Genomic DNA, 14,466 nt, shown 5'->3' with positions numbered 1-14,466 from the left:
AAAATCCGTTTTTCCGTGGGGGGGGGGGGGCGTTTTTTTTAATATTCACTATCCAATTTTTTCCACCCCCCCCCCTTTTTTTTTTTTTTTGTTTTTTTTCTGGCGGGGGGGGGGGGGGCCCCCCCCCCCGCGGAGTTCGAACTCCAAAGGATCAGAACTTGAACTCGGCCAGATTTTCGGGGGTCACGATCTTGGCTGGACCAAGGATCAGTTCGCCGCCGGCGCCAATCGTGTATTCGCCGAGCCTGCCTGCCGTGAACTTCTCACCCTCCTTTCCGGTGATCTTGCACTGCGCAAGCGCCTGGGCCGTCTGGTAGGTAAGATAGCCAAGATCGGTGACGTTCCACCAGATATCCTGGGCCGCCCCGTCCTTGATGTATTTCGAGATCAGAGTAGCCGGCGCGAGGCCGGTCAGCTTGACCTTGCCGATCATGCCCGCCTCCTCGAGCGCACGCGCGGCCGCCGGAAGGCCGATGCCTGCCGGGACGATGATCACCTTGAGATCGGGAAACGCCTGGACCAGCGCCAGCGCCTGCTGCTGGTTGATTTGTTCGCTTTCTTCGCCATAGGCCACCTGCACCAGCTTCATTTTGGAGAACTTCGGCTCGGCAGCCATCTTCGCCTTCATGAACTCGATCCAGGCGTTCTGGTTGGTCGCCGTCGGCGTCGACGACAGGATCGCGAATTCGCCTTCACCGCCGCTGAGGGCGAATGCACTTTCCAGCATCATCTCGGCGAGACTGTCGCCCTTGACCTGATTGACAAATGCCGCGCGGGCATCGGCGGCCACATCGGAGTCATACGAAATCACCCTGACGCCCTGCTGAACGGCGCGCTTCAGCGCCGGCGCGACGGCATTGGCGTCGTTGCCGGCAATTGCGATGACCCCGACCTTCTGCGACACGAGGCTGTTGATGAATTCGATCTGCGCCTCGGCGGTCGCCTGCGATGGGGCGACCTGGGTAGCGGTGCCGCCAATTTCCTTGGCTGCCTCTTGTGCACCTCCAAAAGCCACTTTGAAGTAGGGGTCTGTGTCGAGCTTGGGCAGGAAACCGACCGTTACGGGTTCCTTGGCGCATTCCTGGCTGAAAGCCAGCGAGGTTGGCGCGAGCAGAACCGCGGATGCGAGCAGGGCTAATCTAAACGCTTTCATTGTGACTCCTCCGTCAAAATTCGGGCTTAAAGGAAGGGGCCCGAGATCACCCCTTTGTCTCGCGCATTGCGCGGGATCTGCTGAGCAGCTCCTGTGTGGAGCGCCAGTAATTGCCGACCAGCAGCGAGCCGATCAGAAGCAGGCCAATGATCATGCCCTGCGCGTCGCCGCCGATCTGGTTCAGCGCCAGCACGTTACGGATGATGGCGATCAGGACCAACGCCAGCATGACGCCGGTCAGGCGGCCCTTGCCGCCAAAGACGCTGACGCCGCCGAGCAGCACGATGGTGATGACGTCGAGCTCCATGCCGAGCGCATTGTTGGCGCGGGCATTGGAAAGGCGCGCGGTATAGACGATGCCGGCTATCGCCGCGACGACGCCCGAGACGACGAACAGGTTCAGCACCATCCGGCGCGTGTTTATGCCGGAATAGCGCGCCACCTCGGGGCTGCCGCCGAGCGCGTAGATGCGCTTGCCGGTCGGCGTCTTCTGCAGCACGACCGCAAACACCGGCGCCAGCGCCAGGAAGGGGACGATGGTCCACGGTATCTCGGTGCCCGGCAGATTGTTGATGCCGAAATCCACCACCGCGGGCGGCAGGATGTTGACCGAACCGGTGCCGAGCAGGATGTAGCCAATACCTCGATAGAGCGCCATCGTGCCGAGCGTCACCACCAGCGACTGCAGTCCAAGGCCCGAGACCAGGTAGCCGTTGAAAGCGCCGAGCAGGCCGCCGGCGACGAGCGTCAGCGGGATTGCGGCAAGCGTTGGCACGCCGGCCTGTACCAGCAAGCCAAAGACGACGGACGTCAGCGCCAGCACCGAGGCGATCGACAGGTCGATTTCGCGGGTGATGATGAGCAGCGTCATCGGCAGGATCAGCAGCGCCTTTTCCGAGGCGCTGGCGCCCAGTTGCGAGAGATTGAAGCCGGAGACGAAATTCGGCACGAAGATCGCCGCGTAGAGGAAGATGGCCACGCAGGAGGTCGCCAGCAGCAGATCCCAGAAGTCGATCGAACGGAGGAACTTTCTCACCGCGCCCTCGCCTGTCTTGCCTGCTCGGCACGCCGCACGATAAACGTGTCGATGCCGATGGCGACCAGGATCACCAGGCCGTAGACGCCCTGCAGCCACAGCGGGTCGACGCGCACCAGCGTCAGCCCGTTCTTGATGACGAGCAGCGTGAGCGCGCCGAGGATGATGCCGAGCAGCGTGCCCGAACCACCGCGGATGGCGACGCCGCCGACCACCGCCGACGCGATCACGGTGAGTTCGAAACCGAGCGCGACGCGGGCATCGATGGTCGCATAGCGGGATGCCCACAGCGCACCGCACAGGCCACCGAGCAGGCCGGCCATGCCAAAGGCCAGCAGAATCCGCCGGTCGACGGGAATGCCGATAAGACGTGCGCCGTCCGGATTGGAGCCGGCGGCGAACAGTTCGCGCCCGATGGCCGTGCGATAGAGCAGCACATAACCCAGGCACAGGATGACGATCGCGATAACGACGATCAGCGGCACGCCGGCGATTTTCAGGCCGGTCATGTCGAGCCAGGCTTGCGTGACTTCGTCGGCGCTGATCTGGTCGCCGGCTGCCCAGATCGAGTTGAAGCCGCGGAAGATCGACATCGAGGCCAGCGTGACGACGATGGCCGGGATCTTTCCCCTGGTGACGACGAGGCCGTTGATCAGGCCGGCGACGCCACCGACCGCGCATGCGGTCATCAGGCCGATGCCGATGTCGAGCCCCGGATAGGCCTGGACCATGCTGGCCGCCATGTAAGCCGACAGGCCAATCACCGCCGCGATCGAAAGGTCGATGTTGCGGGTGATCAGCACCAGCATCTGAGCGAGCGCTGCAACGACAAGCAGGGCGGCATCCATCGACACGGCGGTCAGGTTTGCCGCGCTCACCATGCGCGGGTTGATGATGGTGACCGGGATGGCCACCGCCAGCATCGCGGCGAGCAGGCCGAACTCCCGCCGCTTCAGTATGTCGAACGGTCCTTTTCTCTTCTCCTCGCTGGCAGGCTGTGCTGCCGGGTCGGCGCTTTCCCCGGCCTTCGTAGCTGCTTCCAGCACCTTTTCCTGGGTGGCTTCGCCTCTGACAAATTCGGCCGTCCGATGGCCTTCGCGCAGGACGATGACGCGGTCGCACATGCCGATGAGCTCGGGCATTTCGGAGGAGATCAGGATGATAGCCATGCCTTGCGCGGCAAGGTCGGCGATCATCGCATGCACTTCCGCCTTGGTGCCGACATCGATGCCTTGCGTCGGCTCGTCGAGGATGAGGACGCGCGGCGCGGTGCGCAGCCATTTGGCCAACACCACCTTCTGCTGGTTGCCGCCGGACAGCTCCTTCACCGGCTGCCCGTAGCCGGAAAAGCGCAGCTTCATGCGCTTCAGCCAGTCCGAAACCAGAGCGATCGCGCGGTCCGTGCCGTAGAAGCCGGAGCGAGCTGCCTTGTCGAGGACGGGCAGCACCGCATTGTCGAGGATAGAAAAATCCATCACCAGGCTCTGGCCCATGCGGTCTTCCGAGACATAGGCGATGCGCGCATCCATGGCGTCGCGTGCCGATGCGAAGCGCACAGCCTCGCCGTCGATCAGGATTTCGCCGGCATCGGGCTGGTCGATTCCGAACAGCACGCGCGCAATCTCGGTCCGCCCGCTGCCGACCAGGCCGCCGAGCCCGAGCACCTCTCCGGCGTGGAGCTTGAGGTCGATGTTGGAAAAGCCGCCGGCGTGCGAAAGCCCCCTCGCCTCCAGCACCAGCGCGCCGGTTGCGCGGTTTCGTTGCGGATAGAGGTCGGTCACCTCGCGGCCGACCATCATGCCGATGGCGGCGGCGCGGCCAAGCTCGGCCTTCGGCTTGACGCCAATGAGGCGCCCGTCGCGCAACACCGCGATGCGGTCGGCGATGCGGAAGATCTCGTCCATGCGGTGGCCGACGAACATCATCGCCACGCCATGCAGCCGCAGGTCGGCAACGACGGTGAACAGCCGCTCGACCTCGCGCTGCGACAGGGCGGCCGTCGGCTCGTCCATGATCAGCACCCGCGCGTCGAGCGACAGGGCGCGGGCGATCTCGACCAGTTGCTGTTCAGAGGTGCGCAACATCCCGAGCCGGGTTTCGGCCGGCACGTCGAGGCCGACTGTCGCCAGGACCTTACGCGCACCGGCAAGCATGGCGGCGTTGTCGATGCCGCCGAAGCGGTCGCGCGGCATATGGCCGAGATAGATGTTTTCCGCCACCGAAAGATCCGGGAAAAGACCGGGGTGCTGGTGCATGACCGAGATGCCGGCAGCCTGGGCGTCGTGCGGCGAATGGAAGACCACAGGCTCGCCATCGACTTCGACATGGCCGCCGGTCGGGAGATACACGCCGGCCAGCAGCTTCACGCAGGTGCTCTTGCCGGCGCCGTTTTCGCCAAGCAGAGCCAGCACCTCGCCTGGGCGCAATTCGAAGGACGCGTCCTTGAGGGCAATCGTGCCGCCGAAGGCCTTTGTCGCCTGAACCAGGGCAACGGGGACAGCCACGTCACTCTTCACCATGGCATCGGCTTCGCCTAATGCGCCCAAATGCAGCACCCTTCCTCCCTGGTCCTATTTTTTCAATTTGCTATATTAAATGGCTGGACGCCGCAACTGGAAAATTGACTTCCATGGTTCCGAAGGGCACTGTCGCGTCGCGCATGGGTGCGATTGAAGTGCTCGACCCCGCGGCAGCCTCAAAGCTGCAGGCGGTTAGAGCAGCTCCGCGGCAATGAAATGGGGAGGCGCCGGTTTTGTCCGGAAAAGGCAGCAATTCGGTCAAGGTTCGGCATTATAACGAGCGCTTCGTGCTCGATGCCATCCGCCGCCTGAAAGAGGCATCCAAGTCCGATCTGGCGCGCGCCGCAAATCTGACGCCGGCCGCGGTCGCCACCATTGTCGACGGGCTGGAATCGTCGGGATTCGTAAAGCAAGTGGGAAAAAGGTTCGGACAACGAGGATCGCCGTCCACTCTCTACCGACTTGCACCGGAGCGTATCTACAGCGTCGGCATCAAGATCGGCCGGCGCGCGCTGGAGGCCGTGCTCGTCGACTTCGCCGGCGAGGTCCGCTCGCGCGAGTCGCACGAATATCGCTTCCCGGATCCCGACATGGTGCTCAAGGCCGGCAACATGTCGCTGGCCAATTTCGACAAACTGGTCGAGGGGCTTGGCGATGCCAGCATCGTCGGCGTCGGCATCGCGTCGCCATATTTCCTCGGCGGCTGGAGCGAGGAGCTCGGCTTTCCCGACGACCTCGGTAGCCGGTGGGAAGCAATCGATCTGACGACTTTCTTCGCCACAAAGCCGAAGACCCCGGTCTTCGTGGAAAACGACGCGTCATCGGCCGCACTGGCCGAGCTCATCCAGGGGACTGGCGCGCGGTTCCGCGACTTCATGCATATTTCGATCGACACCTTTGTCGGCGGCGGACTGGTGCAAGGCGGCAAGGTCCACACCGGGCCGCACGGCAACAGCGCCGCGCTCGGTCCTTTGCCGGTCTCGCCTTCAAGCCTCGATTCGGTGGCGGCCAAGCCGGCGCGCTACCAGAGCCTGCTGCATCGCGCTTCGATCTATGTGCTGGTCAATCATCTCAAATCGCGCGGCATCGAGATCAATCGCGTGCGCGAACTCGACCCCTTGCCGCCAGGGGCGCGCGAGCCGCTGTCCGAATGGATCGACGATTGCGCCAATGCGCTGGTCGAGGCGATCATCGCCATCACCTCCGTCATCGACATCGAGGCGATCGTCCTCGACAGCATCCTGCCGCGGCCGATCCATCTCGAGCTGTTGGCAAAGGTGCAGACCCAGTTCAACAGGATCAGCGCCATCGGCATCGTGGCGCCGGAAATCGTCTCGGGACAATTCGGCCCCGAGGCCTCGCCGATCGGCGCGGCGATGCTGCCGTTCTCGGCACTGTTGGCGCCCGACAGCGGCGTGCTGATGATCGGCAAGGACAGAACAATGCTGCTGGGTAGCCTTTCGAGGCTTGCCAGCCAAAGCCAGCCAGCGAGAAGCTCGGCGACTTCAACGGGATAGGATGGCGCTGCGAGAGAGCATCAAGCTCCGGGCATCATCAACATCAGTTCGCAGTCCGGCACGGGCACGGCGGGCTTTTTGCGCCGGCACCGGAACTTTTAGCGGCCGCTGATCTTCATTCGTCACCGACATTGAAATGCCGATCGGTCCGCGCTCCGCTTCAGTGCGGGCCCAGGAAGCAAGGAGGAACATATGAACTGGGATCAAATCAAGGGAAAATGGACGCAGTTCAAAGGCAAGGCGAAAGAGCAGTGGGGTGACCTCACCGACGATGATCTTGATCGGATCGAGGGCAACCGAGACCAGCTCTTGGGACGTATCCAGGAGCGATATGGCATCGCCAAGGAAGAGGCAGAGCGCCAGGTAGATAACTGGTCCAGAAGCATCAGCTGAGCCTTGGACGCACCGCCGTCTGCTATCCCACCACCGGGGTAGACTCTGCGTCGCCCGCCGTGCCGACTGGTGCGGTGGGCTCTTCGACAGCGAGGCCCGCGAGGAATCTTTAGCCGTATCTAATGTTCTACTTGCGTGGCGGACAGCCGCTCCCCTCGCTCGGCGTGGCCTCACTGCGCCCAGGCAGGTCAGACTTAGGTCCTAAGCAATACCCTCCAGAAATGGACCGAAGCCCCGGCTGAGGAACGTAGCCGGCTGGCTCACGTTGTAGTGAGCTTTGGCGCGACCAAGATGCGTCTGGGCGGAAGAGTTCAAGCCAGAGAGGAGAAGCCCGACGCTCCGAACGAGCGTCGGGTTTGGGCGTAAATGCAAACGATCAGCAGACTGTTCAATTCCCATGCCCAGGCAGCACGTGCCGTTGCCAGGCTTCAGGCTGCCGGGATTCGTCGCCGGCAGATCAGCGTGGTCGGATCTTACAATGACAACGATGAACCGATCAGCGTTGCTGGATATTACAACGATGAGATGAGCGCTCTCTGGCGAGGTGCGGGCGCAGGCGCCGCACTTGGCGCGACGGCTGGTCTGCTGGCCGGTTTTAGCGCTTTTGGAGCTCAGGGCATTGATCCCGCGGGGATGACCGGCATGGCTCTGGTCGGTGCGGCGTGGGGCGGCTTTGGCGGCGGGCTTCTCGGAACCTTCGCCAATTTTGCCCAGAAGCCGGGCAAGCCGAAGATCGCAGAGGGTGTCGTTCTGGTGATGGCCCGCGTCGATGAAAAGCAGGCCGGCGCCACGCACGCAGTGCTCCGGAGTTCCGTGGAGATGCCGCAACTCATCTCCGGGCCGAGGAGCGTTTACGCAAATTCAAGCCGGTTCCGCGTCCGATCTGGTGCCAGATGAAGTTTGTTCCGCCAAACAGAAATTCAGACGGAAGGCGCCCGACGAAAGTTTGGCAAACCAACACCTTGGAAGCATGCGGGCTGCTTGCCGTTGTGCTGTCGTTTATCCTTACGGTTCTGCTGGCAGGTCTCATCCTTGGCTGAAGCCGTGCCCTTGCCACCGGCGACAAGGTGTCGAACCGGCGAAAGGTGCGGCGAGTTCGAAGGATTAAACCATTCGTGCTAAAGCGTTCATAGCTTGTCGCCATAGGAGAGGACGCCCAGATGGACAAACGGGCTGAAGGAGACGCGGAGAGATTGGCTCGAGGCGAGTTCGAGCTCAAAGCCGAACGATATGGCGTGAACGCCTTTCTTCTCGTTGTCGAACTTATAAATCTGCTGGAAAAGCGCGGAACAATCAGCAGCGACGACGTCGCGAAAATAGCCGAGGCCGCCGCACTTGCCGTTGCCGCATCCAGCGAACCCGACATGAACAGCATCAATCTGTTGCAGGCCATCGCTGCCGCACGCCGGCCCAAATAGGGCAAATCCGCCAGCAATCGGCACAAACCGACAACGCTATATTGAAACTGATCTCGATCGAGCGTGCGGAGCCTTCCATGTGCAATGACTACGAACAGCATGTCGCCTGGGCCGAGTATTGCCGGATGATGGCTTCGCTGGCGCTCAATATTCCCAGCCATCAAACCGAACTGGATCTGCCGCAGGCAGACGACATCCACATCAACGACCCTGCGCCTGTAATGCGCGGGGCCGGCGACACAATCGAACTGGCGTCGATGACGTTCGGCTTTCCTCCGGCCGGACCAAAAGGCGGACCTGTATTCAACTTTCGCTCGGAGGGTCGACAATTCGGCAACAGCAAACGCTGCCTCGTCCCGGCGTCGGCTTTCTTCGAGTTCACGGGAACGAAATATCCAAAAGCCAAGCACAAGTTCACGCTGAATGGCCATTCGTTCATGGCGATTGCCGGGCTTTGGCGCGAGGGTTTCGGCAACAAGCCGCCGACGTTCACGATGCTGACGACCGATCCGGGGCCGGACGTGGCGCCATATCACAACCGCCAAGTGGTTGTGCTGCGGCCATCGGACTGGGCGGCATGGATCCATCTGACGAAGTCCGAGGCTGAACTCATGCGGCCGCTGCCGGAAGGGTCGCTCAGAGCGGAAACAGTTCGCGCAGGTTCCGAGTAGGAACCATCGAATGAGCGTGGAAAAGATTATATGATTGCGCCAACATCGCAGGTAAACTTGTCGACCAAAACTGATGCCGATCTTCTCAGTCCAGCATACGACGGTCTATCGCTATAGCCGGCCGGTGAGGTTCGGCGAGCATCGGCTGATGTTCAGACCGCGCGACAGCTTCGATCAAAGACTCCTGGACCACGCCTTGTCTGTCGATCCCGAGCCGAAAGAGGTTCGCTGGATCCATGACGTTTTCGGAAACTGCGTGGCGGTGATCGATTTCGAGAACCCCGCGAAAGAACTGCGCTTTGCGACAGACATTCGGCTGGACCACACGCCGCAGCATGCGCCCGATTTCCGTATCGACGAAGCTGCGCTTCACTATCCGTTTTCCTACGATCCCGACGAAGCCGCAGATCTCTCCCAGACGATGGAACGTCAATACGAGGATGACAGTGACGAGGTTGGCAAGTGGGCACGACAGTTCCTCAGTGCCGCAGGGCACACCGGGACCGGCAATCTGTTGATGACGCTTTGCTATGCCATCCACGAGAGCTTTGTGTATTCCCGTCGAAGCGAGCCAGGGACGCAGCCGCCGCTGATGACGTTGCACCTGCGTCGCGGCACATGCCGGGACTTTGCGCTGTTCATGATGGAGGCGGTTCGTTCGCTCGGCTTTGCCGCCCGTTTTGTGACTGGTTACGTCTATGTGCCGAGCCGCGACAGCGCGACGGTTCTTGGCGGCGGGTCGACGCATGCCTGGTGCCAGGTCTACCTGCCGGGTGCCGGCTGGGTCGAGTTCGACCCCACCAATGGCATTGTCGGCAATCGGGATTTGATCAGGGTGGCCGTGGCCCGGCATCCTCGTCAAGCCATTCCGCTTTCCGGGAGTTATTCGGGAAGCGCGTCGAGCTTTCTTGCAATGACCGTCGAGGTGAATGTGGCGAAGGAGATCGGTGCGTAGGAAAATTAGCATCCGCTGATGTTTTCCCGGAACTGTTTGGCCGACGCGGAGTTTGCCCGGTTGCTGAATGACAACAATCGGAGCGTCGATGCGGATCCGCGCAGGTTACACCCTCACCTACGAATGTCCGCAGCCAACGCCGATGCTGTTGGCGCTCGAAATCCATCCATCGCGCCGGGTCGATCTGTTGACGGAACAGGTCATCGATTTCGATCGTCCCGTCGAAGCACGCGGCTACGTCGACGGTTTCGGCAACGCCTGCACGAGGATCGAGGCGCCCTCGGGCCTGACGACGATCTCAACCACCTTCGATATCTACGATAGCGGCGAGCCCGATGCGGTCGCCGAGCAGGCTGTGCAGCACAAGATCAAGGACCTGCCGGACGAAGTGCTCGTCTTTCTTCTCGGCAGCCGCTACTGCGATACCGATCGTCTTGGAGATTTTGCCTGGGCGAAATTCGGCAATACCGCGCCTGGATGCGCGCGTGTCCAGGCGATCTGCGATTTCGTTCACAATCACATCGTCTTCGACTACCAGAAAGCCGACCCGCTGCGGACGGCTCACGACAGCTTCACCGACCAGGCCGGCGTTTGTCGTGACTTTACCCATTTGGCGATCGCGCTATGCCGTTGCATGAATATTCCCGCGCGGTACTGCACCGGCTATCTCGGTGACATCGGGGTACCGCCGGCGCCGTATCCGATGGATTTCAGCGCCTGGTTCCAGGCCTATCTCGCCGGCACCTGGTTCACATTCGATCCTCGCCACAACCGCCCGCGCATCGGGCGGATATTGATGGCAACCGGGCGCGACGCGACCGACGTCGCCATCTCAACCAGTTTCGGTTTTTCGCGGCTTACCCGCTTCGAAGTCGTGACGGAGGAGGTCCAGGCCGAACCTTCCCTGGCGTCTGTCGAAAATTCCGCGTTCTCACCTTGAGCTGCAAAGGTTCGTAGAGGTGGGTCGACGATGTCCCGAGGCCCCTGTGATCTCGAGGTCAGGGCCGCGCTGCATTCAGGGCGACGCTGGCGCCATGCGAATGCATCCGCCCGCACGATATAAGCGCTTCAGCCCCGCTTGACGTTGCCGGCGGTGACCTCGTCTTTGTGGGCGGCGAAAGCTTCCAAGACTTCGGTTTTCTCAGGCTTCGGAATCTTGAAATGATCCAGGGTCCGCCCGAGTTCCGCTGCGACCTCATCGAATTCCGCAGGGGAAATCCGCAGGTCGCGATGCGCCTCCTCGAGGCCGAGCGGCGTCGTGCCGGGCTTGGTGGCGACGAACTTGAAGGGCCCACCAGAAACGTCGCAGACCCACAGCGTGCGCATGAACTTGAGGCCGGGCAACCTTTCAAGGTTCTTGGTGTGCCACTTGCGCAATTGTGGGTTCTTCGACTTCTTGCCGACGATCGGGTTTTTCACGACGGCGTCGCTAAAATGATCGATCACCGCTGCGATGGCGAACACGCCCCCCAGCCGCTCATACAGACTTTTTTCAGCTGTGGTTTTCTTGGCCTGGGCGAGTGCGTTGTCGGCGGGCAATACCGCCGTCGACGCGGCGGCCAGCGCCAGCGCGGCAACAACACTTCGTCTTGTCAAAGAGGTTGAAACAGCCGTTTTCATCCCTGGTTCCCTTCGAGGTTAGGCCAGAGCAAGCCGCAGCCTGTCTGGCGGGCTTCATGAAGTGACATTCGGACACTTTGCTATATTTTAGCATCGTCTAAGGAACAAACGAGCCCTTCGCCCGAATTATTCCGATGGACGGCATTCTCACGGTCAACATGCGTAAAAAGGGCGAAGGCCGCGCGGATGAGGAAGGCTTAAGCACGCGTCGCTGCACGCGGCAGAGGTCGCGAAGCCACTTCGGCCGCATCGGCCCGATCGATGTTGCGGGCACCGTAGTGTTCCTGGCCTCGCTGGCGGCGGTCGCCTGCGGCCAATAGCCTGTGCTTTTCAAAAATCGCTAGCTTCTGCGGATAGGTGATCCGCACCTTTGCGTTGCACCCGTCGCATTTGAAGTGCGCGATTGTTCTTAGTGCAGAGCCCTTTCTTACCGCCGGATGCGAGCAATCCGGACATTCGAATGTGAGCGCGACATCCGATAAGTCTTTGGCTAAGCCCATTTCCATCCCCTTCGCAAGCTCGGTGGCTACACTCTGGCGATTCTCAATGGGCAATTCAGATGCCAAACGGCTGTGCCAAAGCGGGATTAGACCAATTCAACTCGGAACGCCGCAAAGCTAGTGCGCCTTCTCTGTGCCTTTTGAGCGAAGAGACCTAACTTCCTCCAGCAGTTCGCGCTCATTGGTAGTCAAGTTTCGGAAGATTGCGACAATCATCACCGCTAAGGCTTCGGCATCCAGGCTTAAAAGGTCAATGTGTTCATCTGCGCAAACCTGATCAAACACGCGTTCACAAATAGCCAAATCGTGAGGGCTGAGGCGAGTGCTATTGAAACGCCGGCGCGACATTTGCGAGCCTTCGACGCCCGCCGCCCTGTTGCAAAAGAAGCGGGCCCGGGCAAGAAACGCGAGTCGTTGAGTGGTTGTTCCCGGCTGCAAGCTTTGCTAAGCCGCCTGCAGCAGGGGCAGACCAGAAGCCTTTCCCCGCACGCATCATGGCGCATGCGAGCGGAGCTGTGCGCCGACCTTGGCATTTTCCTAGCATGGCGAGATGCTTGGCACCTAAGGGATTTTCGAGCGACCGCTTGAACGGCTCTGGCTGCCATGCGCGGGCCGATTTTGGACGGCTGGACCGTTGGACTCACGTCAGACACACGCAAGACTACTTCGAACCCTAAACGGGGCCGTCGGCTACCGTTTTGCTTCGAGATCAGCCTGGCCGATTTTTGAATCCCCCCAAAATCGCTCGAACCTTTCTTAAGTAACGTTCAATCAGCGACAATCCGTCAACTGTTGGACTATTTTCAGAGCTTCGTCGGGCAGACCGCAGGATCCGTCTAAGAACGTGCTTTGCCGGAGGCGGAACTCACTTCTCGAATTAACTTCCTGATTATTGCCGATTGAAAGGAAGCGGCACTGTCGGCGGGAATGACGAACGAGCCGGGTCCTCCGATCACGTGCCTCGAATAATATTCCGTCGTCGTCTCACCATTTTCAACGTCGGCGCCTATCGGAAGACCATTGATCACGATGGCTTTCCGAAGTGCTCTCTGACGGCTGTCATCGACAGACGTTCCGTCGTTGTTCGCTCCGTCACCTGAAATGTCGATGATCCTGCGCAAGGTTGGGACAGGCAGTTTGTCAAAGGCGTCCACGGAGGCGTCGATGGCATATGAGATCGACGTATTCGATCCGTGCGGACCAGAACGCAGCCTTCCAGACTTCTTCCGGAGTGCCTTAGCGATGACGGCCGCATCCTTTGCGTCAGAAAGAATGGTCCAGCTCACCCTGGTTTCCGAGGAGCCGCGGCTCGACCATTCGACAAAGGTGACGGCGATCTTGCCGTGCATACCCTCTTTGATCACCTTAAGCACGGTCGCTGATTCCAAAGCAGCCGCATAGCTCTCGCGTTGTAGGTTTGCCTCTATCTGGTTGATGGAGCCGGACATGTCGGCCGCGAGAACGATTGCGACATCGACTTCGTTGATCGGATTCTCAAGGGCAACCTTCTCGCGAATTCCACGAGGAGAAAGACCGATCGTGTGAGGATTTGCGTGAATATACTGGACAGAGACCAGCACAATTTTCAGCAATCCTGCGATCAGTGCGCTAAAGGATAGGACTTGCATCTCCCATCTATCCTCATGAGCTTATGAAACTCTTGGGGGGCGGTTGATCGCTGACTTCTATTAATTCTGAAGGGAACTCAAGTAGTTGAGATAAAGGGGCTTACTCTCCTAACATTAGCTTTCCCTATATTAGCTGTGACTATTTCAAAAGTCAACAAAATGGAGGGAGAGACACGGGGTAGTCAGCATGCCGGAGCGGAACGCAAGAACGGCTGCATAGGAGGACGCTCCAGCATCTTTTTATTAGCTAGTGCTAATTATCAGGCATATGGTCACTTCAACATGTGGCCGAAGCGGCAACCGGAAAAGGGAATGGCGCGGCGCCGAGCCACTGCCGCGGTCGTCCTTGCGGCCTTTTCGTCGTTAGGGTTTTTGGTTCCCTCGAGGGCGCATGATGCCTCGTCAGGGTGGAGCTATCCGCTGGCCTGCTGTCACGGCGACGCGGAACACGGTGAGTGTCAGCGAATCCCAGCGCGGGCGGTTCATGTTCGTCCCAGTGGCTGGGTTGTCATCTTGAGGCCTGGGGATCATCGGAAGATCACGCGGCAGCAGCGATACTTCATTCCTTATGGTGATGAGATTCCGTCGCAGGATGGCAATTATCATATTTGCCTTCATCCGACCGAAGAGCATGAGAACTGTTTTCTTGCACCGCCCGACGCCATGTGACCCGGGAGCCGCGCTGCGTCCGAAAAATTGCGAGATGCGGGAACGGCTGCAAGCCGGGTCCAGGAGCATGCCGGGCCGGCGCCCTAAAGGCCGCAAAGACACGGCGAGTCAAAGGGCGATGAAATTCAGGCGCAACACAAATCCTCGGTGACCGAAAATCTGGTGCTGCGAGAGAGGATTGAACTCTCGACCTCTCCCTTACCAAGGGAGTGCTCTACCACTGAGCTACCGCAGCCGCCGATGGCGGGGCTTCTGCCATATCGAACCGGCAAGCGCAAGGCCAAGACAAAGACGGGTTGAAAGGCCGCACCAGGCGATCGTTGCGGACATGGCCGTGCCACAATGTTGGCTATCCCTTGATACGCACCGGCGGGTCGCCGGCCGGGG

The 14,466-nt window shown here is 60.5% G+C and carries 13 protein-coding genes and 1 tRNA gene; 6 read left to right on the top strand and 8 right to left on the bottom strand.

What is annotated here, in order from left to right; all coding sequences use genetic code 11:
- Positions 1-151: 151 nt before the first annotated feature.
- From NKG95_RS24340 to NKG95_RS24330, 3 genes are read right to left on the bottom strand one after another with little or no spacing between them, the layout of a single operon-like run.
- Positions 152-1,153: a rhamnose ABC transporter substrate-binding protein gene (locus NKG95_RS24340; RefSeq protein WP_353042763.1), complete on the bottom strand. Its 1,002-nt coding sequence runs from the start codon at positions 1,151-1,153 to the stop codon at positions 152-154.
- A gap of 46 nt (positions 1,154-1,199) precedes the next feature.
- Positions 1,200-2,189, bottom strand: a complete 990-nt coding sequence (locus NKG95_RS24335; RefSeq protein ID WP_353042762.1) for an ABC transporter permease — start codon at positions 2,187-2,189, stop codon at positions 1,200-1,202.
- Positions 2,186-4,744, bottom strand: a complete 2,559-nt coding sequence (locus tag NKG95_RS24330) for an ATP-binding cassette domain-containing protein (protein ID WP_353042761.1) — start codon at positions 4,742-4,744, stop codon at positions 2,186-2,188. Before NKG95_RS24330 ends, NKG95_RS24335 begins: the two co-directional genes overlap by 4 nt.
- A gap of 197 nt (positions 4,745-4,941) precedes the next feature.
- Here NKG95_RS24330 and NKG95_RS24325 point away from each other — a divergent pair, with 197 nt between their 5' ends.
- Both NKG95_RS24325 and NKG95_RS24320 read left to right on the top strand, forming a co-directional pair.
- Entirely contained in the window at positions 4,942-6,225 is a 1,284-nt protein-coding gene (locus NKG95_RS24325) for an ROK family transcriptional regulator (protein ID WP_352547869.1), read from the top strand.
- A gap of 192 nt (positions 6,226-6,417) precedes the next feature.
- Positions 6,418-6,618, top strand: a complete 201-nt coding sequence (locus tag NKG95_RS24320) for a CsbD family protein (RefSeq protein ID WP_023719429.1) — start codon at positions 6,418-6,420, stop codon at positions 6,616-6,618.
- Between the two features lie 201 nt (positions 6,619-6,819).
- Here the strand turns inward: NKG95_RS24320 and NKG95_RS24315 are convergent, their stop codons facing one another.
- Together NKG95_RS24315 and NKG95_RS24310 are read right to left on the bottom strand one after the other, a co-directional pair.
- Positions 6,820-7,413, bottom strand: a complete 594-nt coding sequence (locus NKG95_RS24315; RefSeq protein ID WP_353042760.1) for a hypothetical protein — start codon at positions 7,411-7,413, stop codon at positions 6,820-6,822.
- A 332-nt stretch (positions 7,414-7,745) separates the two neighbouring features.
- Complete coding sequence (locus NKG95_RS24310; RefSeq protein ID WP_353042759.1) at positions 7,746-8,060, bottom strand: hypothetical protein; 315 nt, start codon at positions 8,058-8,060, stop codon at positions 7,746-7,748.
- A 53-nt stretch (positions 8,061-8,113) separates the two neighbouring features.
- Between NKG95_RS24310 and NKG95_RS24305 the strand changes: the two genes are divergently transcribed.
- The 3 genes from NKG95_RS24305 to NKG95_RS24295 all read left to right on the top strand — a co-directional run bounded on the left by NKG95_RS24305 (position 8,114) and on the right by NKG95_RS24295 (position 10,602).
- Positions 8,114-8,707, top strand: coding sequence for an SOS response-associated peptidase (locus NKG95_RS24305; RefSeq protein ID WP_352885317.1), 594 nt, complete (start codon positions 8,114-8,116; stop codon positions 8,705-8,707).
- A gap of 73 nt (positions 8,708-8,780) precedes the next feature.
- Positions 8,781-9,662: a transglutaminase family protein gene (locus tag NKG95_RS24300; protein ID WP_352493813.1), complete on the top strand. Its 882-nt coding sequence runs from the start codon at positions 8,781-8,783 to the stop codon at positions 9,660-9,662.
- Between the two features lie 88 nt (positions 9,663-9,750).
- Complete coding sequence (locus NKG95_RS24295; RefSeq protein ID WP_352547875.1) at positions 9,751-10,602, top strand: transglutaminase-like domain-containing protein; 852 nt, start codon at positions 9,751-9,753, stop codon at positions 10,600-10,602.
- A 128-nt stretch (positions 10,603-10,730) separates the two neighbouring features.
- On the opposite strand, the gene NKG95_RS24290 is transcribed toward NKG95_RS24295, so the two are convergent.
- On the bottom strand, positions 10,731-11,282 hold the full coding sequence (locus tag NKG95_RS24290; RefSeq protein WP_352848019.1) for a group I truncated hemoglobin: 552 nt from the start codon (positions 11,280-11,282) through the stop codon (positions 10,731-10,733).
- Positions 11,283-11,416: 134 nt separating this feature from the next.
- Here NKG95_RS24290 and NKG95_RS24285 point away from each other — a divergent pair, with 134 nt between their 5' ends.
- Complete coding sequence (locus NKG95_RS24285) at positions 11,417-11,602, top strand: hypothetical protein (RefSeq protein ID WP_352482421.1); 186 nt, start codon at positions 11,417-11,419, stop codon at positions 11,600-11,602.
- A gap of 1,016 nt (positions 11,603-12,618) precedes the next feature.
- On the opposite strand, the gene NKG95_RS24280 is transcribed toward NKG95_RS24285, so the two are convergent.
- Together NKG95_RS24280 and NKG95_RS24275 are read right to left on the bottom strand one after the other, a co-directional pair.
- Positions 12,619-13,410, bottom strand: coding sequence for a DUF1194 domain-containing protein (locus tag NKG95_RS24280; protein WP_352493809.1), 792 nt, complete (start codon positions 13,408-13,410; stop codon positions 12,619-12,621).
- An 829-nt stretch (positions 13,411-14,239) separates the two neighbouring features.
- A tRNA-Thr gene (locus NKG95_RS24275) sits at positions 14,240-14,314 on the bottom strand.
- Positions 14,315-14,466 lie beyond the last annotated feature (152 nt).

The organism is Mesorhizobium sp. M1423, assembly GCF_040317575.1.
Taxonomy (GTDB): domain Bacteria; phylum Pseudomonadota; class Alphaproteobacteria; order Rhizobiales; family Rhizobiaceae; genus Mesorhizobium.
This window is presented reverse-complemented; position numbering and strand designations above follow the sequence as displayed.

Excerpts from the sequence above, each read along its gene's own strand:
- NKG95_RS24320 (WP_023719429.1), top strand. The coding sequence starts at position 6,418 with ATGAACTGGGATCAAATCAAGGGAAAATGGACGCAGTTCAAAGGCAAG.
- NKG95_RS24285 (WP_352482421.1), top strand. The coding sequence starts at position 11,417 with ATGGACGGCATTCTCACGGTCAACATGCGTAAAAAGGGCGAAGGCCGC.
- NKG95_RS24340 (WP_353042763.1), bottom strand. The coding sequence starts at position 1,153 with ATGAAAGCGTTTAGATTAGCCCTGCTCGCATCCGCGGTTCTGCTCGCG.
- NKG95_RS24305 (WP_352885317.1), top strand. The coding sequence starts at position 8,114 with ATGTGCAATGACTACGAACAGCATGTCGCCTGGGCCGAGTATTGCCGG.
- NKG95_RS24280 (WP_352493809.1), bottom strand. The coding sequence starts at position 13,410 with ATGCAAGTCCTATCCTTTAGCGCACTGATCGCAGGATTGCTGAAAATT.
- NKG95_RS24290 (WP_352848019.1), bottom strand. The coding sequence starts at position 11,282 with ATGAAAACGGCTGTTTCAACCTCTTTGACAAGACGAAGTGTTGTTGCC.
- NKG95_RS24295 (WP_352547875.1), top strand. The coding sequence starts at position 9,751 with ATGCGGATCCGCGCAGGTTACACCCTCACCTACGAATGTCCGCAGCCA.
- NKG95_RS24300 (WP_352493813.1), top strand. The coding sequence starts at position 8,781 with ATGCCGATCTTCTCAGTCCAGCATACGACGGTCTATCGCTATAGCCGG.